The sequence below is a fragment of the Kocuria marina genome, assembly GCF_000786655.1.
Classification (GTDB): Bacteria; Actinomycetota; Actinomycetes; order Actinomycetales; family Micrococcaceae; genus Kocuria; species Kocuria marina_A.
This window is the reverse complement of record NZ_JROM01000055.1, coordinates 81970-101474: the sequence shown is the minus strand read 5'-3', so window position 1 is coordinate 101474 and position 19505 is coordinate 81970. Positions and strand designations below refer to the sequence as shown.

Genomic DNA, 19505 nt, shown 5'->3' with positions numbered 1-19505 from the left:
CAGAAGGAGAGGTTCGTCAACCGTGACTTACGTAATTGCGCAGCCGTGCGTGGACGTCAAGGACAAGGCCTGCGTGGAGGAATGTCCCGTGGACTGCATCTACGAGGGCGAGCGCTCCCTGTACATCCACCCGGACGAGTGCGTGGACTGCGGTGCGTGCGAACCGGTGTGCCCCGTGGAGGCCATCTACTACGAGGACGACACCCCCGAGGAATGGGCCGAGTACTACAAGGCGAACGTGGAGTTCTTCGACGATCTGGGCTCTCCGGGTGGGGCCGCCAAGCTCGGCAACACCCACAAGGACCACCCCATGATCGCGGAACTGCCCCCGCAGAACCAGGACTGATCCGGTGAGCGAGGCCCGCGAGTTCGGCCTGGACCTGCCCGACTACCCCTGGAACTCCCTCGCGCCGTACCGCCGGACCGCGCAGGAGCACCCGGACGGTGTGGTGGACCTGTCCATCGGGACCCCGGTGGACCCCACGCCGCTCGTGATCCAGGACGCGCTCGCCGCCGCCGCGGACGCCCCCGGGTATCCCACGACGCACGGGACCCCCGCGCTGCGGGAGGCCGTGGCCGCGTGGTTCGCCGATCGTCGCGGCGTGCCCGATCTGGACCCGGACGCCGTGATGCCCACGGTGGGTTCCAAGGAACTCGTCGCGTGGCTGCCGCTGTTGCTGGGTCTGGGCCCGGGCGACGTCGTCGTGCGTCCCGTGGTCGCGTACCCCACGTACGACATCGGGGCACAGATCGCCGGTGCCGAGGCCGTGGCCGCGGACTCGTTGGACGAGCTCGAGCCCTCGGTGCGTGAGCGCGTGCGCATGGTGTGGGTCAACTCGCCGGGCAATCCCACGGGCATCGTCCGTGATGCCGCGAGCCTGAAGCAGCTCGTGGACCAGGCCCGCGCGCAGGGGGCCGTGGTGGTCTCCGACGAGTGTTACGCCGAGCTCGGCTGGGGCCAGTGGGATCCCGCATGCGGTGGCGAACCCGTGCCGTCCGTCCTGGACTCGCGCGTGAGCGGCGGGGACCCGTCCCTGCTGTTCAGTGCGTACTCGCTGTCTAAGCAGTCGAACCTCGCGGGCTACCGCGCGGCGTTCCTCACGGGTGACCCCGCGCTGATGCCCTCGCTCATCAACTCGCGCAAGCACGCCGGGATGATCGTGCCCTATCCCGTGCAGGAAGCCATGCGCGTGGCCCTGGGGGACACCGCGCACGTAACGGCGCAGAAGAACCTCTACCGGCAGCGGCGCGAGGCGCTCAAGCCCGCCGTGGAGGCCTTCGGCCTCACGATCGAGCACTCCGAGGCCGGACTGTACCTGTGGGCCACCGCCGGTGAGGACACGTGGGACACCGTGGAACGCTTCGCCCGCCTGGGCATCGTGGTGGGTCCCGGGACCTTCTACGGGGACGCCGGGCACGGCTACGTGCGGCTGTCCCTGACCGCGAGCGACGAGCGCATGGCGGCTGCCGTGCAACGGCTCTCCGGCGCCGTCTGAGCCCGCCGCACACGGGTGGGCAAGTGGAATCCCGATCACACCAACGGGTAGGTTGGTGGGGAATGACACCGTGTTCCCGCCCGGTGCGCACCGACCCGAACCGCCACGACGGCGTGGGGGTGAACCGGACCGCGAACCCATCGTGGAACACCTAGCGAACCGTGAAGGACACATCATGGCAGAGGCCAAGAAGACCGCAGACAAGGTGGAACTCACCTACGAGAAGGACAAGTCCCTGGACCTTCCCGTGCTGGACGTGACCGAGGGCAACAAGGGCTACGACATCGGCTCCCTGCTCAAGGACACCGGCAACGTCAGCTTCGATCCCGGGTTCGTGAACACCGCGAACACCCACTCGTCCGTTACCTACATCGACGGCAACCAGGGGATCCTGCGCTACCGCGGGTACCCCATCGAAGAGCTCGCGGAGCACTCCAACTTCCTGGAGACCGCGTACCTGCTGATCTACGGCGAGCTGCCCACCCGTGAGCAGTACGAGGACTTCCAGCACCGGATCACCACGCACACCATGGTGCACGAGGACATCAAGATGTTCTTCAACGGGTTCCCCCGTTCCGCGCACCCCATGCCCGTGCTCTCCTCCGCGGTCTCGGCGCTGTCCACGTTCTACTCGGACTCGTTGGACCCGTTCGACAAGGAGCAGGTGGAGATCTCCACCATCCGGTTGCTCGCCAAGGTCCCCACCCTGGCCGCGTACGCGTACAAGAAGGCCGTGGGTGAGCCGCAGCTGTACCCGCAGAACAACCTCAACTACGCGGAGAACTTCCTGCGCATGTGCTTCGGCGTGCCCGCCGAGGACTACGAGGTGGACCCCGTGGTCGCCAAGACCCTGGACATCCTGTTCATGCTGCACGCGGACCACGAGCAGAACTGTTCCACCTCCACCGTGCGCCTGGTGGGTTCCTCCCACGCCAATATGTTCGCGTCCGTGTCCGCCGGGATCAACGCGCTCTACGGCCCGCTGCACGGCGGCGCCAACGAGGCCGTGCTGGACATGCTCGACCAGATCCAGAACCGCGGGCTGTCCGCGGACGAGTTCATGGAGAAGGTCAAGAACAAGGAGGACGGTGTCCGCCTCATGGGCTTCGGGCACCGCGTCTACAAGAACTACGACCCGCGCGCCCGCATCATCAAGGGCTACGCCCACGACGTCCTCGCCAAGATGGGCGGCAGCAACGAGCTGCTCGACCTCGCGATCGGACTCGAGGAGAAGGCCCTCGCGGACGACTATTTCGTGGAGCGCAAGCTCTACCCGAACGTGGACTTCTACACGGGTCTGATCTACAAGGCCATGGGCTTCCCCGAGAAGATGTTCACGGTGCTCTTCGCGATCGGCCGCCTGCCGGGCTGGATCGCCCAGTGGCGCGAGATGATCGAGGACCCCGAGACCAAGATCGGCCGTCCCCGCCAGCTCTACGTGGGCGAGGCCGAGCGCCACTACCCGACCGCCAACTGAATTCCCCGGTCAGGTCAACGAGCCCCGATCACCGTTCGGTGATCGGGGCTCGTTCGTGAGTGCGGGGCGGTGACGCGCCGGTCCCCGCCGCTCGGTAAGCGTGGGCGGGGTACGACGCCGCCGCGCGGCGGCTCCGGTGGGCCGGGCCGTCGTCAGCGCGCGCCGTGACCGCTACCCGACGACGCCGCCGCGTGGCTCAGCCGTCGTAACCGTTCGGGTTGTTCTTCTGCCAGTTCCAGTGGTCCCGGCACATGGTGTCGATGTCCCGGTCCGCGGACCAGCCCAGCTCCGCGAGGGCGGAGGCGGGATCGGCGTAGGACACGGCGGCGTCGCCGGGGCGGCGCGGGGCGATCTCGTAGGGGATCTCCCGGCCCGAGGCCTTCTGGAACGCCTCGCGGACCTCCAGCACGGAGTACCCGCGGCCCGTGCCCAGGTTCCATACGTGCACCCCGTGGTCCTGGGTGATCCGGTCCAGCGCTCGCAGGTGCCCGTCCGCGAGGTCCACCACGTGGATGTAGTCGCGCACGCCGGTGCCGTCCGGGGTGGGGTAGTCGTCTCCGAAGACCATGAGCTTCTCGCGCCGGCCCACGGCCACCTGCGCGACGAACGGCATGAGGTTGTTGGGGATGCCCGAGGGGTCCTCACCGATGCGCCCGGACTCGTGCGCGCCCACCGGGTTGAAGTAGCGCAGCAGGGCCACGGACCAGCGGTCGTCGGAGGCCGCGAGGTCCGCGAGCATGTCCTCGATGTGTTCCTTGGTGCGCCCGTAGGGATTCTGCGCGTCCATGGACAGCTTCTCGGTCAGCGGCATGGTCTCCGGGGCGCCGTAGACGGTGGCCGAGGAAGAGAACACGATGCTGCGGCACCCGCTCTCCTCCATGGCCCACAACAGGTTCACGGTCCCGCTGACGTTGTTCGTGTAGTACCACAACGGCTTCTGCGCCGATTCCCCCACGGCCTTGAGCCCCGCGAAGTGGATCACGGCGTCCGGGCGGTGCTGCGCGAACACGCGGTCCAGACCCTCGCGGTCCAGCAGGTCCACCTCTTCGAACGCCGCGACGTCGCGTCCGGCGAGTTCCGCCACCCGCTCGAGCGACGTCTTGGTCGAATTGGACAGGTTGTCCAGGACGACGACGTCGTGCCCCGCCTCGAGCAGCGCCAGAACCGTGTGCGAGCCGATGTACCCGGTTCCCCCGGTGACAAGAATCTTCATGGTCCTCACCCTATCCAGTGGACCTCACGAAAACGCGCGGCCGGGCCCGCGAGCTGCGGGACCCGGCCGAGCGGCGTCGTCGTCGCGATCCGTGGACGCGCGACGGCGGGGATCAATTGGCGTGTAGTGCGGCGTTGAGCTCCACCGTGCTGCCCTGGCGGGGCAGCGCCTCCACGGCGCCGTTGGTGGAGTTGCGGCGGAACAGCAGGTTGTTCACCCCGGAGAGCTCGGACGCCTTGACCACGCGGGGCTCGGCGCCGCCCTCGATGAGGCTCACGCGGGTACCGGCGGTGACATACAGGCCGGCCTCGACGACGCAGTCGTCACCCAGGGAGATGCCCACGCCCGCGTTGGCGCCCAGCAGGCAGCGCTGGCCCAGCGTGATCCGCTGCTTGCCGCCGCCGGACAGCGTGCCCATGATGGATGCGCCGCCGCCCACGTCCGTGTGGTCGTGGACCACGACGCCGGCGGAGATCCGGCCCTCGACCATGGCCTCGCCGAGCGTGCCGGCGTTGAAGTTCACGAACCCCTCGTGCATCACGGTGGTGCCCTCGCCCAGGTAGGCACCGAGGCGCACGCGGTCCGCGTCACCGATGCGCACACCCGAGGGCACCACGTAATCGACCATGCGCGGGAACTTGTCCACGCCAAGCACGGTCACGGTCCCGCCGGCGCGCAGGCGCAGCAGGGAGCGGGTCAGTTCCTCCGCGAGCACGGGACCGCGGCTCGTCCACGCCACGTTGGCGAGCTTGCCGAAGACACCGTCCAGGTTGAGGGTGTTGGGCCGCACCAGACGGTGGGACAGCAGGTGCAGGCGCAGGTAGGCATCCGCGGTGTCCTGGGGTGCGTCGTCCAGGTTGATCACGGTGGTCACGATCTCGGACCGCACGTTGCGATCCGGGTCCGTGGTGGCGGCCACGCGCAGATCCGCCTCGTAGCTCGTGTCCGGGTTGGCGCTCAGGCTCGGCGCCGGGTAGAAGACGTCCAGCACGGTCCCCTCCCGCTCGCCGGAGTCCACCACGGTGGCCAGCCCCACTCCGGAGGCGATACGGGAATTCTCTGTGCTCTCGCTCGTTGAAGTCATGGGCCCATCCTAAAAGATGCCCCGTGACCCCCGACGGCACATGACTGGGGACCGTGTGGGCAATGAGGGCGGTGCCCACGGCGGGGCGCAGGGCCGAACTGTAGGCTGGCACGCATGAGCTCAGACACTTCCGTGACCCTCGACCTCACCATGGATCCCGCGGATCTGACCGCCGCTCTGGTGGACGTGGAGTCCGTGTCCGATCACGAGGGCCCCCTGGCCGACGCCGTCGAAACAGCCCTGCGCGCGCTGCCCCATCTCAACGTTCACCGGGACGGGGACACCGTGATCGCCCGCACGGACCTCGGCCGGGACGAACGGGTGATCCTGGCCGGCCACCTGGACACCGTGCCCCTGCCCACCGTGGAGGGATCGCTGGGCGGGGTCCCGGCCACGCGGCGTCGGGAAGCGGAGGGTGACGTGATCTACGGCCGCGGCACCACCGACATGAAGGGCGGCGTGGCCGTCCAACTGGTGCTCGCGCACGAACTCACCGAGCCCAACCGGGACGTCACCTACGTGTTCTACGACCACGAGGAGGTCTCGCGCGACGCGAGCGGGCTGGGCCGCGTGATGCGCAACAGCCCCGAGTTGCTCGACGCGGATTTCGCGGTGCTGCTCGAACCCACGAACGGGACGGTCGAGGGCGGGTGCAACGGCACCATGCGTTTCCGGATCACGACCCACGGCAAGGCCGCCCACTCCGGGCGCTCGTGGATCGGGGAGAACGCGATCCACAAGCAGGCGGACGTCCTGGCCCGGCTCAGTGCGTACGAGGCGCGCACCGTGACCGTGGAGGGCCTCGACTACCGCGAGGGACTCAACGCGATCCGCATCGGCGGGGGAGTCGCGGGCAACGTGATCCCGGACACCGCGTGGGTCGAGGTCAACTACCGCTTCGCCCCGGACAAGTCCCTCGAGCAGGCACAGGACCACATGCGCGAGGTCTTCACCGGGTACGAGCTCGAGTGGCAGGACCTCTCGCCGGCGGCCCGTCCCGGGCTGGACCGGCCCTCCGCCGCGCAGTTCGTGGCCGCCGTGGGGCGGGAGCCCATGCCCAAGTACGGCTGGACCGACGTCGCCCGCTTCTCGGAGGCCGGGGTGCCTGCCGTGAACTTCGGCCCCGGGGACGCCCTGCTCGCCCACACCGACGACGAGCACGTGTTCGATGACGCCGTCCGGGCCTGCCACCGTGCGCTCGCGTCCTGGTTGTCCTGAGCGGGGGGGGTGATCGGGTATCCGATCCGCGGCGGGGGAGCTTGGCTCGAGTACTCACCGCGTTGCCTGCCGCAGGGGAGTTCTGCGGCGTCGTGCAGCACGAGAACGTAGCCTGGTGGGCATGCACACCCCTGAGACACCGCACGAACGTTCCCTACCCCCCGAGCGTCACAAGGGGCCGGTGGTGCTGCGCCGCAAACAGCTGCATCGGCGCACGTCCGACCAGCGTTTCCTGGACCAGCGCCCCGCCGAACCGGACGACTTCACCCGCACCGACCCGTGGCGCGTCCTGCGGATCCAGGCGGAGTTCGTTGAAGGCTTCGACGCACTCGCGAACCTGGGCCCCGCCGTCTCGATCTTCGGGTCGGCGCGCACCGCGCCGGGGCACCCGGAGTACGAGCTCGCGCGCGAGCTGGGCCGGGAAATCGGCAAGGCCGGCTACGCCGTGGTCACGGGCGGCGGCCCCGGTGTGATGGAGGCCGCGAACAGGGGAGCGGTGGACGTGGGCGCGCACTCGGTAGGGATCGGCATCGAGCTGCCCCACGAACAGCGCCTCAATGACTGGGTGGACCTGGGCATCAACTTCCGCTACTTCTTCGCGCGCAAGACCATGTTCGTGAAGTACAGCCAAGGCTTCGTGGCGCTGCCGGGCGGCTTCGGTACGCTCGACGAACTCTTCGAGGCACTGACCCTCGTGCAGACGGGCAAGATCACGCGTTTCCCGGTGATCCTGGTGGGCACGGACTACTGGGGCCCGTTGCTGGACTGGATCACCACCACGCTGGTGGCCGACGGCAAGGTCTCCACCGCGGACCTCGAACTGTTCCGGGTCACGGACAGCGTGGCCGAGGTCGTGGAGATCCTCACCGCGGTCCACGCCGACGACGACGGCATCCCGGTCTCCGACCCCGCCCCGGGCGCCTCTCCCGTCCCGGGGAAGGCAGCGGGCGACGCCGCGGCGCCCGGTTCCAGGGGCGACGACGCCGCTCCCGCGGATGCCGCGCGCGGTTCCGTGCGCGGCGACACCGACCCTGGCACCGCAATACCCCGTTCCAGGGGCGACGACGCTCGCGCCCCCGGTTCCGGCGCGTGAGTTCCACGGCGGTGGCGGACCCCGCGCGCAGCGCGCACGACTCTCGTGCGGGGAGGATGCGTCGACTGTGGGCGGCTGCTCCGTGGTGGCTCGCCGTGCTCGTGGTCTACGGGGTGTCGCGGGTCTGGGGCTGGGCGGTGTTCACGGTCGTGGGTGCCCAACAGGGTCCCGGGCCGTGGGGCAACGGCGCCCTGGGGTACCTGGATTTCGTGAACACGTGGGACGCCGACTGGTACCACACCATCTTCCGGGAGGGGTATCCGTTCCAGGTGCCCCGGGACTCGCTGGGCACGGTGTCGGAGAACGCGTGGGCGTTCTACCCCGTGTTCCCGCTGCTCGTGCGCGGCATCGACGCACTGACCGGGACCGGGTGGGCCGTCACGGCCGCCACGGTGTCCCTCGTGGCCGGTTTCGGCGCGGCCCTCGTGTTCTACCGGCTCGTGTGCGTAGCACCCGTGATGGCCGGTCCCCGCACGCCCGGGGGAGTCTCACGCCCTGCGCTGTGGGCCGTGGGGGTGTTCGCATTCAACCCCGTGGCACCCGTGCTGCAGACCCCGTACGCCGAGGCGCTGAGCATGGTGTTCCTGCTGAGCGCCATGCTGTGCGTCGTGCGGGACCGGCCCGTGTGGGCCACCGTGTTCGTGGTGGCGCAAGCACTGACCCGACCCACCGGCGTGGCCCTGGCCGCGGCGCTGGGCGTGTGGTGGTTGTGGCGCAGCGTGCGGGACGTGCTCGCGCGACGTCGTGCGTGGTACCGGTGCCTGGACCGCTGGCTCGCGGTGGCGCTGATCGCGTGCGCCGCCGCCCTCGCGTGGCCGGCCATCGCGTGGGCCGTCACGGGAGAACCCACGGCCTACACCGAGACGGAGGCCGCGTGGCGCGGTAGCCAACACGTGATCCCCGTGCTGCCGTGGTTCCACGAGGCCACCGATCTGCTGGGCCCGATCGCCGGACTCATCGCGCCCGTGCTGCTCGTGGCGGCGGTCGTGATGCTGTTGCGTTCGAGCACCGTCAAGCGAGCCTTGCCGTTCTTCGTGCGCGTGTGGATCGCGGCCTACGGGTGCTACCTGCTGCTCGTGCTCAATCCGCAGAGCTCCACGTTCCGGTTGCTGTTGCCGTGGGCACCGCTCGCCGCGGCCCTGGTGCACGTGAGCGACTCGCGCGCCTACCGGGTGCTGCTCGTGATCTTCGGGGCCGTGCTGCAGCTCGTGTGGGTCGGGTGGCTGTGGCACTGGAAGCAACTGCCCGGTGGTGGCGACTACCCGCCGTGATCCGAGGTGCCACGGCTCGTATTGCGTACCCCATCCGTCGAGTCCTGTGCGCTGTCCGTCGAGTCCGGCGCGCTACGGAACGGATGATTCCGACCGCTCGCGCGTCGTGTGCCGGGTCACGGTACTGGCCGAGCGTTCGATAAGATAGCGACCGTAAGTACTCACGAAGAGGAGCTCATAAATGGCGGCCATGAAGCCGAGGACGGGTGACGGACCCATGGAGGTCACCAAAGAAGGACGCAGTCTGATCATGCGGGTCCCCCTGGAAGGCGGAGGGCGTCTGGTGGTGGAACTCAAGTCGGACGAGGCCGCGGAATTGCGCGAGTGCTTGGCTTCGGTGACGCAGTAGCACCGACACCCCCCACGCCCGTGTCGCGAGGGCCCCTCACATCGAGTGAGGGGCCCTCGCGACGTTGGGGGTTCAGGACGCCCAGTGGGTCCCGAGGGTGAGCCCCGCGGCCACGGCGAGCAGACTCCACAGGACGGTTCCGAGCACCGACACCACTGCGGCCCCGGCACGCTGCGCCCGCGCGAGCCGTACGGCGTCCACCATGGCCGTGGAGAACGTGGTGTAGCCACCGCACAGCCCGGTGCCCAGGGCGAGCGTCCACACGGGTCCGAGCACCGCGCTCAAGCCGGTGACCACACCCAGCACGAACGAACCCGTCACGTTGATCAGCAGTGTGGCCGCGGGGAAGGTGGGAGCCCACCGGGCGGTGATCCCGCGGTCCACAAGGAAACGCAGGACCGCTCCCACGGCGCCTCCCAGGGCCACGGCGAGCGCCGCGCTCACCGCGCCGCTCCTGCGGTGGGCGTGCCGCGGCGTCGTCCCCGGAGCCAGGCGCCCACCGCAAGACCCGCGGCCGCCGCGGCCAGCCCCGCGACGAGCATGAGCACCGCGTCACCGAACGCGGCCGCGCTCGCCTCGGAGCGCACGCGCTCCCACAGCTCCAGTGCGAAGGTCGAGTAGGTGGTGAACCCGCCGAGAAGTCCGGTGCCGAACAGCACGCGCGTGGTGTGGGCGCCACGGCGCTCGCGGCCGGGGCGGGTGAGTGCTTCGAGCAGCAGCCCGAGCAGGAAGGCGCCGGAAGCATTGACCGCGAACGTGGCCCACGACCACCCGGGTCCTGCCGGAAGCACGAGGGACACCCACCAGCGGGCCAGACTCCCGGCCGCACCACCGGCGGCCACGAGCAGCGCGTCCGTCAGGGTGCGGTTCACAGCCGGACGGCCAGCAGCACACCCGTTCCCGTGGGCACCACGGCCGTGGACAGCCGCGGTTCGTCCCGCAGGGTGCGCACGACGTCCCGCATGATCACGGTCTCCTCCTGGCGCTGCGCGGGCTGGGGGACCAGGTCCTGGTGCAGGGCGTCGTTGACCACGAGCATGCCGCCGCGACGCAGCAACCGGGCGCCCTCGATGACGTACTCGGCGGTGTTGACCACGTCCGCGTCGATGAACACCATGTCGTACGCGTTCTCGGTGAGCCGCGGCAGCACCAGGGAGGCCGCACCGGAGATCGTGCGGGTGCGCTTGGTCTCGAAACCGGCCTCGCGGAACGTGTCCCGCGCGGCGCGCAGGGCGCGGATGTCGGTGTCGATGGTCGTGAGGACGGACTCGGAGGGCATCCCGCGCAGCAGTGCGAGCCCCGAGACACCCGCGCCGGTGCCCACTTCCACCACGGTCGCGGGGCGGGACGACGACGCCAGGACGGTCAACAGCGCCGCGGTGGCCGGGGTCACGGGGTCCAAGCGCAGGGCCAGGGAGCGCTCGCGCGCACGGAAAGCGGTTTCGTCTTCCGTGGCGTAGGCCTCGCAATAGGCCCAGCTCGTGGTTTTATCCGTGCTCATGGACGCGGCGTGCCCTTCACTGCTGTGTGTTCCCGGATCCCCGCGGACCCGGCGCTTCGACGTGGCGGGCCCGGCGTCATGTCCGGGCTCACGGTGCTTCAGCTTATCGCGGTCCGCGGGCGCCGCCGGGAACGCCCGGTCGGTGTCCAGATCGCTGTCAGAATCCTGCCGCACAATTGGGGCGTCGAACGCGGCCGCCGCAGGGCGGTCGCAGCAGGGGACGAACAGGGAAGGGGACGGGGTGTCCACACGGGTCGCGGGTCGCAGCAGGGTGCATCGGCCCTGGCGCCGGCCGAGTCGGCGGGCCGTGGGTCTCATGACCGCCTTCGCGGCCTGCGTGTGCGTCGCCCTGCTGACCACCGCCGTGTGGAGCGTGGGCAAGCAGGTCCAACAGCGTCAGATCGCGGACGCGCGGTCGGAGGCCACGTGGTCGCCCGGTCCCCGGGGAATGGTGGACACCACCTCGGAGGCCGACATCCAGAGCCTGCGCGCCCGGGGGTGGGCCGTTCCGGGTCTGGCCGCGGAGGGGTACTCGGTCGCGGACATCCAGCAGTCGCAGGTGGGGGGCCAGCCCGTCGTGGCGGTGACCCTGCACAACGATCACGGCTCGGTGACCATCGTGGAGCAGCGCGGTCACATCAACCCCGACAACCCCACGGACGGCATCACCGGGCTGCCCGTGGGCGCCGAGGGCATGCACCGGTCGGTGCTCGACGGCGCACGGTTGTGGGTGGACCGTTCCCAACCGTGGCGCGCGGTGATGGTGCGCCCGGACGCCGTGTACACCCTCACCTCGGACACCGCACCGGCCACCCTGGCCCAGACGGTGAGCGCCGTCGTGGCGGAGGACCGGGGCCGGGTCAGCCTGCCCTCGCAGAAGGACGAGAGTTTCGGGGCCACGGTCGCGGACGGACTTAGGGAAATTTTCGGTTAAGGATCGCCCCCACCGGGGTGTTCCACGACGTTGATAGGCTCAGCGGGTGTTCGGGATTTCAGGCGGGGAAGCCATCATCATCCTCATCGTGGCCCTGGTGATCATCGGGCCCGAGCGGTTGCCCGAGTACGCCGAGAAGCTCAAGGACATGGTCAAGTCCATCCGGCGCTACGCCACGGGTGCCACGGACGACCTCAAGGAGACTCTCGGCCCGGAATTCTCGGACCTCGACTGGCGCAAGCTCGACCCCCGGCAGTACGACCCGCGCGTGATCGTGCGCCAAGCGCTGCTCGAGGACGACGAGGAACAGAACCGCCACCAGTACGAGGCCTCCACCGTGGCCGCACCCACGGTGCGACGGCTCGCACGAGGCGAGCGTGCCCCGTTCGACACCGAGGCCACGTGAGCCGTCGAAACCCGTGTGAGCAGCCGAGCGCCGCGTGAGCAACCGACCGCCGCGCTATCGGCCGCGCGCCGCGTGAGCTGACCGCCGTCCCGTGATCGGACCGACACCGCGCACAGGTCAACGCCGCGTGAGCAGGCACGTAGGTGCCGAGCGAGCGGGACCGGGCCGTGCGGCGTCGTCGTCGTGAGGGAGACCGCTCAACCGCGCGGCGTGATGCCCAGGCTCTTACCGGCCAGCCCGCGGCCCTGCTGATCCAGGGCGCGCGCGACGGCCCACAGCTGCTCGGCGGCGGGGGAGTCCGGCCGGTCCCACACCGCGGGCACGCCGCGGTCCGAGGCCTCCCGCACGGTCACGTCCAGGGGGACGCTGCCGAGCAGGGGGACGGGGTAACCCAGGCGCTCGGACAGCGAGCTCGCGATCGTCTCGCCGCCGCCCGCGCCGAAGACCTCCATGCGCGTGCCGTCCGGCATGACCATCGCGGACATGTTCTCGACGACGCCCGTGACCTTCTGCTCGGTCTGCTCGGCGAGCGTCCCCGAACGCTGGGCCACGCTCACGGCCGCGTGCTGTGGCGTGGAGACCACGACCACGCCCGAGCGGGGCAGCAGCTGGCCCACGGAGATCGCGATGTCCCCCGTGCCCGGGGGCAGGTCCAGGAGCAGGTGGTCCAGGTCCCCGAAGTGCACGTCCGTGAGGAACTGCTCCACCGCGCGGTGCAGCATGGGCCCGCGCCACGCCACGGGCTGGGCGGGATCCACGAACATGCCGATCGAGATCACCTTGAGCACCCCGCGTGAGCGGTGACCGGCTCCGGCCGCACTGTCCTCGGGTCGGCGGTCCGCACCCTCCGGGACCTCCACGACGGGCGGTAGGATCATGTCCCCCACGCGCGTGGGCGGTTGCGTGATCCCCAGCAGACCGGGCACCGAGAAGCCGTGGATGTCCGCGTCCACGATGCCCACGGTGCGTCCCATCGCGGCCAGCGCGGCGGCGATGTTCACGGTCACACTGGACTTTCCCACCCCGCCCTTGCCGCTCGTGATGGCGTGCACGCGGGTGAGCGAATGCGGGTCCGCGAACGGGTTGGTGCGGTGGTGACCGAGCTTCTCCTGCAGTTCCTGGCGCTGTGCCGGGGTCATCACACCCACGTCCACGGCGACGTCGCGGACGTCCGGGAGCTCGCCCAGGGCGGCACGGAGGTCCGCTTCGATCGTGGTGCGCATGGGGCACCCGGACACCGTGAGCAAAACGGTCACGCGGGCCGTGCCGTCCTCGAGTGTGGCCTCGGGGATCATCCCGAGCTCGGTCACCGGGCGGCGCAGCTCGGGGTCGATCACGCCGTCCAGGGCCGCGCGCAGTCGGGGGTCGATGGTGCTCCCGTTCACTGATGCGGTCCTTCCTGCTCGGGGTCCTCGGGCTCGATCTTCTTCGGGCGCGGGGCCTTGGAGGAGCCGTCGGACTTCTTGCCCTCGGACTTCTTGGTCTTGGACTTGGTGGCCTGGGACTGCGCGGCGGCCTGATCGGCGGCGCGGCGGTCCTGGTCCTCGAGGATCTCCTCGAGCAGCCCGCGCAACTCGGAGCGGACGTAGTCGCGGGTCGCGACCTCGCGCAACGCGATGCGCAGGGACGCGATCTCGCGGGTGAGGTACTCGGTGTCCGCGAGGTTCTGCTGTCCGCGTTTACGGTCCTCCTCGGCGACCACGCGGTCACGGTCGTCCTGCCGGTTCTGCGCGAGCAGCAGCAGGGGAGCGGCGTAGGAGGCCTGCAGCGAGAGCATGAGGGTCAGCAGCGTGAAGTTCAACGCGCGCGGATCGAACTGCATGCTCTCGGGCGCCAGGGTGTTCCACGCCAACCACACCGTGACGAACACGGTCATCCACAGCAGGAACTGGGGCGTACCCATCCAGCGGGCGAAGGACTCCGTGAGCCGCCCGAACGCGTCCGGGTTGGGGCGGAAGCGGGTCAGGTACCCCGGGCGTTTCTCGCGCGGTTGGTCCAGGGGACCGGGCGAATACTGCGAGGACGCGCTGCGCCGGGGATTACTCATACCGCTTACCCACCTTCCGGACCGGGGTTCCGTCGTCGTACGTGCGCCAGTCCTCGGGCAGCAGGGCGTCCAGGACGTCGTCGATCGTGACCGCACCCACGAGCCGGTCCTGGTCGTTGACGACCGGCAGGATCGTGAGGTCGTACGTGGCCAGTTCGCGAGCGACGTCGGCCAAGGACGCCTGGTCCGAGACGGGCTCGATGGACCGATCGATTAGGTTACCAATCGCCTCGGGCGGCGGGTAACGCAGCAGTCGCTGCGTGTGCACGAGACCCAGGTACTTACCCGTGGGGGTCTCGAGCGGCGGGCGGCACACGAGCACCGCGGACGCCGCGGCCGGGATGATCTCCTCCTGGCGGATGTGCGCGAGCGCTTCCGCCACGGTGGCCTCCGGGGGCAGCACGATGGGTACGGGCGTCATGAGCGAACCGGCCGTGCCCTCCTCGTACTCGCGTAGGCGCCGGACGTCCTCCGCGTCCTCGGGTTCCATCATGGTGATGAACCGCTCGGCCTCCGCTTCCGGCAGTTCGTTGAGCAGGTCGGTCGCGTCGTCGGGGTCCATCTCGGCGAGCAGCGTGACGGCGCGCTCGTTGTCCAGGTGGGTCAGAATGAAGACCTGGTCGTCCTCCGGCAGCTCCTCGAGCACGTCCGCGAGCCGCTCGTCCTGCAGTTCCGCCGCGATTTCGAGCTTGCGCTTGTCCGGCATGTCCCGCAGCTCGTCCGCGATGTCCGCGGCCTGGTCCTCCTCGTGCTGCGCGATCCACTGCGTGGCCGGTTGCGGCCCCGCGTTGGACGGGTCGTCCGCGTCCTCCCAGTCCACCACGAGCGTCTGATTACGACGCCGGATCAAGCCTCCCGTGGCCTGCGACCTGCGCACGAACAACTGCGAAATGACCCAGTCACCCCGGTTGTTGCTCTTCTCCATGGCCACGTCCTCGATCGTGGCGGTCCCGGAACCGTCCAACAGCACCACGGTGCGGTCGAAGAGCTCACCCACGGCCAGCGTCTCGGCACCGCGCTGCTCGAAGCGGCGCAGGTTCACGAGCCCGGTGGAGATGATCTGCTCCGCGTCGATGCTCGTAACACGCGTCATGGGCACGAACACACGCTTCTTCCCGAGCACCTCCACCACGAGACCCACGACGAGCGGGCGGGTGCGCACCGACGGTTTGCTCCCCGGGCGTAAGAGCACCACGACGTCGCGCAATCGCCCCAGGCGGTCGCCCAACGGGTCGAAGACGTCCAGGCCAATGAGTCTCGCGACGAAGATCTTGGAAAGGTTTGTGCTCACCCGCCCAGCCTAGTGAACCGTGCTGTGCGGTCCCATTCCTGGAGTGGGGGATCAGAACCCGGGCGATACCGGTTGCTGGGCACCCGATCCGGGGTGTGTTCACCGGCCGCCGTGTTCACCCGCTGCGATGATCCAGGGTTTTCCCGGCGGGCTCGTGGGTGACTACGGGACAATGGATGGCATGAGCAACTCGAAACGAGGCCCCGCCCAACTGTCCATCGCCCCGGAAATGCCCCGCGGTGAGGTGGTGGGCCGTTACCGGACCTACGCCCTGGCGCAGAAAGCCGTTGACTACATGGCGGACGAACACTTCCCCGTGGCCATGGTCTCGATCATCGGCAGCGACCTCAAGTCCGTGGAGCAGGTCACCGGTCGGCTCTCCTACCCCAAGGTCGCCCTGCAGGGTGCGCTCAACGGTCTGGTCTTCGGCGCGTTCTTCGGCCTTTTGATGTCCCTGCTGGGCGGGGCCAACATGGCTTCGTCCCTGTTGCTCACCATGATCCTCGGTGGCGCGTTCTGGATGCTCATGGCCACCATCACGTACGCCATGTCCCGCGGCAAGCGGGACTTCACCTCGACCAGCAGGATCGTGGCGGGCAGCTACGAGGTCCTCGCCGCCCCGGAGGTCGCGGGTCAGGCCCGCCAGGTGCTCAACGGCATGGAGGGCGGCCACACGGTGGGCCCGGGGGCGCAGAACCAGGGCTACCGTGGTCCCGCCGGACCCCAGAACGGTCAATGGGGCGGACCGGGTGCGCCGCAGGGCGGCCCGTACCACGGTGGCCCGCAGCAGGGCGGCTCGCAGCACGGGGGGCCGGGCGGTCCCCGGTACGGTGCGCCGGTTCAGGGTGGCCCCGGTCAGAACGGACAGCCGGGCGCTCCGGTGCACGGGGGACCCGTTCAGGGTGACCCCCGGGGCCAGAACGCTCCCGCCGGTTCCGAACCGCGCTACGGACAGTTCCAGCCCGGTGCCGACCAGCAACAGGAGGACACCAACCGCTCCGCGAAGTTCCCCGACCTGCCGGACGGCCGCCCGCAGTACGGGATCCGGCTCGAACCCTCCGACGCCGCTCCCGCCGATGGGCAGCCCGCACCGCAGGCCCCCGCCAACGACGCCGCCCCGGCCCAGCCCGCCGCCGGCGCTCCCGCCCCCTCGGCGGACCGCGCAGCGCCGTGGACACAGTCCGGTGCTTCCGAGGCACCGCGCGAGGGCGGTTCCACACCGCACGACGCCGACAACGCGGCACAGCGGCAGCACACCGACGACCGTCGCTGACCCCCGGTACACGCCGGCGATATGGTGGGCACCCTGAGGCCAGAAAAGGGGCCCGAATGTGGCGCCGGAGTGACCGAGAGTTTGGCGGCGTCACGCACAGAGAGCGATCCCCGGGTCCCGACATGCCGGCCCGGGGATCGCTCTCTACGTGTTCCGGGGGTCAGGCCGCGGGGCCCGCGCTGGGGCCCACGTTCTCGTCCCGGTTCCAGATGCCCTGGATCCACGACTCCACGTCGTCGGGGTTGCGGGGCAGGGCCTCGGAGAGGTTCTCGTTGCCCTGCTCGGTGATCAGCACGTCGTCCTCGATGCGCACACCGATGCCCCGGTACTCCTCGGGGATCGCGAGGTCCTCGTCCTTGAAGTACAACCCGGGCTCAATCGTGAACACCATCCCCGGCTCGATCACAGCGTCCAGGTAGAGCTCACGCTTGGCCTGGGCGCAGTCGTGCACGTCCAGTCCCAGGTGGTGGCTCGTGCCGTGCGGCATCCAGCGGCGGTGGTGCTGACCGGCCTCGGACAGGGAGACCTCCGCGGACACCGGCAACAGCCCCCATTCCTCAAGCCGCTGGGCGAGCACCTTCATGGCCGCGGCGTGGAGGTCCCGGAACTTGTTACCGGGAACGGCGACGTCGAACGCGGCGTCCGCGGCGTCGAGCACGGCCTGGTAGATCCGGCGCTGCACGTCCGTGTAGCTGCCGGTCACGGGCAGGGTGCGGGTGAGGTCCGCGGTGTAGAGCGACTCGGCCTCCACACCCGCGTCCACGAGGATCAGCTCGCCCGGCTTGACCGAGCCGTTGTTGCGGATCCAGTGCAGCACGGTCGCGTTGTTCCCGGACGCCGCGATGGTGTCGTAGCCGAGGTCGTTGCCCTCGAGGCGGGCGCGGGAGAAGAACGCGCCCTCGACGACGCGCTCGCCGCGTTCACCGCCGATCGCGCGCGGCAGCACGGAGACGATGTCCTCGAAACCGCGGATCGTGGCCGCCACGGCCTCGCGCAACTGCCCGATCTCGTACTCGTCCTTGATGAGCCGCAGCTCGCTCAGGGCCTCGGCCAGGGTCGCGTCCTTGGTGTCCGACTGCTCGAGGTCCACGCCCGTGTTGATCCGGGAGGTGTCCACGAGCGCGTCCATGTTCAGGTCCACGTCCCGCACCAAACGAATGCTGAGACCACCCAGGGCGGTGTTGCCGGCGTCCTTGGTGACCGCGGTCTCCAGGGCGGAGAGGTCCTCGGTGGGCAGCGCGAACTCGTCACGCAGTTGCGCCAGCGTGGGGCGAGGACCCACCCAGAACTCACCGTTCTTGGCATCCGCGTAGAACTCCGCGGAGTCCCGCCCGGCCATGGGGTGGAAGTACAGGGTGGAGGTGTGGTCGCTGCCGTCGTCCCCCTGACCCTGCTCGGTGGGTTCCATGACCAGCACGGCCTCGGGCTCGTGATCCACGCCCATGCCCGTGAGGTGCGCGAACGCGGAGTGCGGACGGAAGCGGTAGTCGGTGTCGTTCGAGCGCACCTTGGGGGCGCCCGCGGGGATCACGAGGCGCTCGCCGGGGAACATTCGGGAGAGCCGGGCACGGCGCTGGGCGGCGAACTCCGCGACCTCGGCACGCGGCGCGGTCGTGTGCTCCGGAGCGGCCCAACCCGAGGCCATGAACTCGCGGAACTCGGCGTTGTCGGGGCGCTGCGAGCGGTTGTCCACCCGCTCGTCCATGGGCTGCGCGGCGTCCTCGCTCGCGTGATGGGAAGCGGTGGGGTGTGCTGAGCCTTGGCTCATGGACGCGGTCATCTCCTTCGGGGCGCGGGCTCCCGCGCGGGTCGCGATGCTGGCGGAACGTTCTCGTCCATGGTGCCACGCCGGTCAACCCTGGCCCGGGGCAGCGAGGGCCGAGCGATCGGCGGGGGCTCGGTCACGTCCGGTCGGCACGCATCGCGGGCTGACCCGCCGTGGCCCGCGGGTATCGTGGAGGTGATGAGAATCGACCTGCACACCCACTCCAACGCGTCGGACGGCACGGAGTCCCCGGCGGACGTGGCCCGCGCGGCACACCGGGCCGGGCTCAACGTCTTCGCGCTCACCGATCACGACACCACCGCGGGGTGGCAGGAGGCGGGGGACACCGCGGTGTCCCTGGGGGTCGCGTTCGTACCCGGCATGGAGATCACGTGCACCACCGCGGACGGTATCTCGGTGCACATGCTCAGCTATCTGCACGACCCCGACTACGAGCCACTGCTGGACGCGATCGAGGAATCCCGGCGCAGCCGGCTCTCCCGCGCGCACAAGATGGTGGATCTTCTCGCGCAGGACTACCCGATCAGCTGGGACGACGTCATGGCCCACGTGAGTCCCGAGGCCACGGTGGGCCGCCCTCACATCGCGGACGCCCTGGTGGAGCTGGGCGTCGTCCCAAACCGCTCTGCCGCGTTCTCGGACATGCTCTCCGGCCGCTCCAAGTACTACGTGCGGCACATGGCCCTGGACCCGGTGCAGGCCATCAAACTAGTGCGCGCGGCGGGCGGGGTCCCGGTGTGCGCGCACCCCATGGCCCCGTTGCGCGGTCGCGTGGCCACCCCGGCTGATTTCAACGCGATGATCGACGCCGGTCTGGCCGGCGTGGAAGTCGCCCACCGGGACAACCCGGACGAGTCCCGCGCGGTGCTCATGAAGCTCGCCGCGGACCACGATCTCATCGTCACGGGATCCAGCGACTACCACGGCGCGGGCAAGCCCAATCGGTTGGGGGAGAACTCCACGTCCGTGCGTTCGCTCACGAGGATTTGCGAACAGGCCACCTCCGGGGTGGAGGTCCGCTGGCCGTGAGGCCGGGGCGCACGGCGCGGTCCTGACGACGTGTCGA

20 protein-coding genes are annotated in these 19505 nt (G+C 69.8%); 11 read left to right on the top strand and 9 right to left on the bottom strand.

The window, feature by feature from the left end; translation table 11 throughout:
- Positions 1–22: 22 nt before the first annotated feature.
- From fdxA to AS25_RS11890, 3 genes are all read left to right on the top strand, one after another.
- Positions 23–346 (top strand): ferredoxin, encoded by a 324-nt coding sequence (fdxA, locus tag AS25_RS11900; RefSeq protein ID WP_035965353.1) that lies wholly within the window; start codon positions 23–25, stop codon positions 344–346.
- Positions 347–350: 4 nt separating this feature from the next.
- Entirely contained in the window at positions 351–1496 is a 1146-nt protein-coding gene (gene dapC, locus AS25_RS11895) for a succinyldiaminopimelate transaminase (RefSeq protein ID WP_035965352.1), read from the top strand.
- 175 nt (positions 1497–1671) lie between these two features.
- Complete coding sequence (locus AS25_RS11890) at positions 1672–2973, top strand: citrate synthase (protein ID WP_035965351.1); 1302 nt, start codon at positions 1672–1674, stop codon at positions 2971–2973.
- A 196-nt stretch (positions 2974–3169) separates the two neighbouring features.
- On the opposite strand, the gene galE is transcribed toward AS25_RS11890, so the two are convergent.
- Positions 3170–4186 (bottom strand): UDP-glucose 4-epimerase GalE, encoded by a 1017-nt coding sequence (galE, locus tag AS25_RS11885; protein WP_035965350.1) that lies wholly within the window; start codon positions 4184–4186, stop codon positions 3170–3172.
- 112 nt (positions 4187–4298) lie between these two features.
- Positions 4299–5270, bottom strand: a complete 972-nt coding sequence (gene dapD / locus AS25_RS11880) for a 2,3,4,5-tetrahydropyridine-2,6-dicarboxylate N-succinyltransferase (RefSeq protein ID WP_035965348.1) — start codon at positions 5268–5270, stop codon at positions 4299–4301.
- Positions 5271–5384: 114 nt separating this feature from the next.
- Between dapD and dapE the strand changes: the two genes are divergently transcribed.
- The 4 genes from dapE to AS25_RS14405 all read left to right on the top strand — a co-directional run bounded on the left by dapE (position 5385) and on the right by AS25_RS14405 (position 9201).
- Positions 5385–6488: a succinyl-diaminopimelate desuccinylase gene (gene dapE / locus AS25_RS11875; protein WP_035965347.1), complete on the top strand. Its 1104-nt coding sequence runs from the start codon at positions 5385–5387 to the stop codon at positions 6486–6488.
- Positions 6489–6609: 121 nt separating this feature from the next.
- Entirely contained in the window at positions 6610–7581 is a 972-nt protein-coding gene (locus AS25_RS11870; protein ID WP_084118205.1) for an LOG family protein, read from the top strand.
- On the top strand, positions 7578–8852 hold the full coding sequence (locus tag AS25_RS11865; RefSeq protein WP_253270571.1) for a putative hexosyltransferase: 1275 nt from the start codon (positions 7578–7580) through the stop codon (positions 8850–8852). Before AS25_RS11870 ends, AS25_RS11865 begins: the two co-directional genes overlap by 4 nt.
- 181 nt (positions 8853–9033) lie before the next feature.
- Positions 9034–9201: a DUF3117 domain-containing protein gene (locus tag AS25_RS14405; protein WP_064846068.1), complete on the top strand. Its 168-nt coding sequence runs from the start codon at positions 9034–9036 to the stop codon at positions 9199–9201.
- Positions 9202–9273: 72 nt separating this feature from the next.
- On the opposite strand, the gene crcB is transcribed toward AS25_RS14405, so the two are convergent.
- From crcB to AS25_RS11850, 3 genes are read right to left on the bottom strand one after another with little or no spacing between them, the layout of a single operon-like run.
- The gene (gene crcB / locus AS25_RS11860; RefSeq protein ID WP_035965345.1) at positions 9274–9645 is read right to left on the bottom strand and encodes a fluoride efflux transporter CrcB; all 372 of its coding nucleotides are present in this window, start codon (positions 9643–9645) and stop codon (positions 9274–9276) included.
- Positions 9642–10073 carry a fluoride efflux transporter FluC gene (locus AS25_RS11855; RefSeq protein ID WP_035965344.1) on the bottom strand — a complete coding sequence of 144 codons (432 nt, stop codon included), beginning with the start codon at positions 10071–10073 and terminating at the stop codon, positions 9642–9644. Before AS25_RS11855 ends, crcB begins: the two co-directional genes overlap by 4 nt.
- Positions 10070–10702, bottom strand: a complete 633-nt coding sequence (locus AS25_RS11850) for an O-methyltransferase (protein ID WP_035965341.1) — start codon at positions 10700–10702, stop codon at positions 10070–10072. Before AS25_RS11850 ends, AS25_RS11855 begins: the two co-directional genes overlap by 4 nt.
- Before the next feature lie 316 nt (positions 10703–11018).
- Between AS25_RS11850 and AS25_RS11845 the strand changes: the two genes are divergently transcribed.
- Both AS25_RS11845 and AS25_RS11840 read left to right on the top strand, forming a co-directional pair.
- A complete protein-coding gene (locus AS25_RS11845; RefSeq protein WP_156960986.1) occupies positions 11019–11636 on the top strand; it encodes a hypothetical protein in 618 nt (205 codons plus the stop codon).
- Between the two features lie 46 nt (positions 11637–11682).
- Positions 11683–12042: a sec-independent translocase gene (locus tag AS25_RS11840; protein ID WP_035965338.1), complete on the top strand. Its 360-nt coding sequence runs from the start codon at positions 11683–11685 to the stop codon at positions 12040–12042.
- Positions 12043–12239: 197 nt separating this feature from the next.
- On the opposite strand, the gene AS25_RS11835 is transcribed toward AS25_RS11840, so the two are convergent.
- The 3 genes from AS25_RS11835 to AS25_RS11825 are packed head-to-tail and all read right to left on the bottom strand — an operon-like array spanning position 12240 to position 15380.
- A complete protein-coding gene (locus AS25_RS11835; protein ID WP_035965337.1) occupies positions 12240–13427 on the bottom strand; it encodes a P-loop NTPase in 1188 nt (395 codons plus the stop codon).
- Positions 13424–14089, bottom strand: coding sequence for a DUF1003 domain-containing protein (locus AS25_RS13920; protein ID WP_052160962.1), 666 nt, complete (start codon positions 14087–14089; stop codon positions 13424–13426). The genes AS25_RS11835 and AS25_RS13920 overlap by 4 nt, the downstream gene beginning before the upstream one ends.
- Positions 14082–15380, bottom strand: coding sequence for a magnesium transporter MgtE N-terminal domain-containing protein (locus AS25_RS11825; RefSeq protein WP_035965335.1), 1299 nt, complete (start codon positions 15378–15380; stop codon positions 14082–14084). The genes AS25_RS13920 and AS25_RS11825 overlap by 8 nt, the downstream gene beginning before the upstream one ends.
- 181 nt (positions 15381–15561) lie before the next feature.
- On the opposite strand from AS25_RS11825, the gene AS25_RS11820 reads away from it, so the two are divergent.
- The gene (locus AS25_RS11820) at positions 15562–16653 is read left to right on the top strand and encodes a YflT domain-containing protein (RefSeq protein ID WP_052160961.1); all 1092 of its coding nucleotides are present in this window, start codon (positions 15562–15564) and stop codon (positions 16651–16653) included.
- Positions 16654–16813: 160 nt separating this feature from the next.
- Here the strand turns inward: AS25_RS11820 and AS25_RS11815 are convergent, their stop codons facing one another.
- Positions 16814–18421 carry an aminopeptidase P family protein gene (locus tag AS25_RS11815; RefSeq protein WP_035965456.1) on the bottom strand — a complete coding sequence of 536 codons (1608 nt, stop codon included), beginning with the start codon at positions 18419–18421 and terminating at the stop codon, positions 16814–16816.
- Positions 18422–18616: 195 nt separating this feature from the next.
- Here AS25_RS11815 and AS25_RS11810 point away from each other — a divergent pair, with 195 nt between their 5' ends.
- Complete coding sequence (locus tag AS25_RS11810; protein WP_035965333.1) at positions 18617–19468, top strand: PHP domain-containing protein; 852 nt, start codon at positions 18617–18619, stop codon at positions 19466–19468.
- The last annotated feature ends 37 nt before the right edge of the window (positions 19469–19505 follow it).

Bases quoted from the DNA above. Each gene is read 5' to 3' on its own strand.
- AS25_RS11890 (WP_035965351.1), top strand. From the start codon at position 1,672: ATGGCAGAGGCCAAGAAGACCGCAGACAAGGTGGAACTCACCTACGAG.
- galE (WP_035965350.1), bottom strand. From the start codon at position 4,186: ATGAAGATTCTTGTCACCGGGGGAACCGGGTACATCGGCTCGCACACG.
- dapD (WP_035965348.1), bottom strand. From the start codon at position 5,270: ATGACTTCAACGAGCGAGAGCACAGAGAATTCCCGTATCGCCTCCGGA.
- dapE (WP_035965347.1), top strand. From the start codon at position 5,385: ATGAGCTCAGACACTTCCGTGACCCTCGACCTCACCATGGATCCCGCG.
- AS25_RS11870 (WP_084118205.1), top strand. From the start codon at position 6,610: ATGCACACCCCTGAGACACCGCACGAACGTTCCCTACCCCCCGAGCGT.
- AS25_RS14405 (WP_064846068.1), top strand. From the start codon at position 9,034: ATGGCGGCCATGAAGCCGAGGACGGGTGACGGACCCATGGAGGTCACC.
- AS25_RS11850 (WP_035965341.1), bottom strand. From the start codon at position 10,702: ATGAGCACGGATAAAACCACGAGCTGGGCCTATTGCGAGGCCTACGCC.
- AS25_RS11845 (WP_156960986.1), top strand. From the start codon at position 11,019: ATGACCGCCTTCGCGGCCTGCGTGTGCGTCGCCCTGCTGACCACCGCC.
- AS25_RS13920 (WP_052160962.1), bottom strand. From the start codon at position 14,089: ATGAGTAATCCCCGGCGCAGCGCGTCCTCGCAGTATTCGCCCGGTCCC.
- AS25_RS11820 (WP_052160961.1), top strand. From the start codon at position 15,562: ATGAGCAACTCGAAACGAGGCCCCGCCCAACTGTCCATCGCCCCGGAA.
- AS25_RS11815 (WP_035965456.1), bottom strand. From the start codon at position 18,421: ATGAGCCAAGGCTCAGCACACCCCACCGCTTCCCATCACGCGAGCGAG.
- AS25_RS11810 (WP_035965333.1), top strand. From the start codon at position 18,617: ATGAGAATCGACCTGCACACCCACTCCAACGCGTCGGACGGCACGGAG.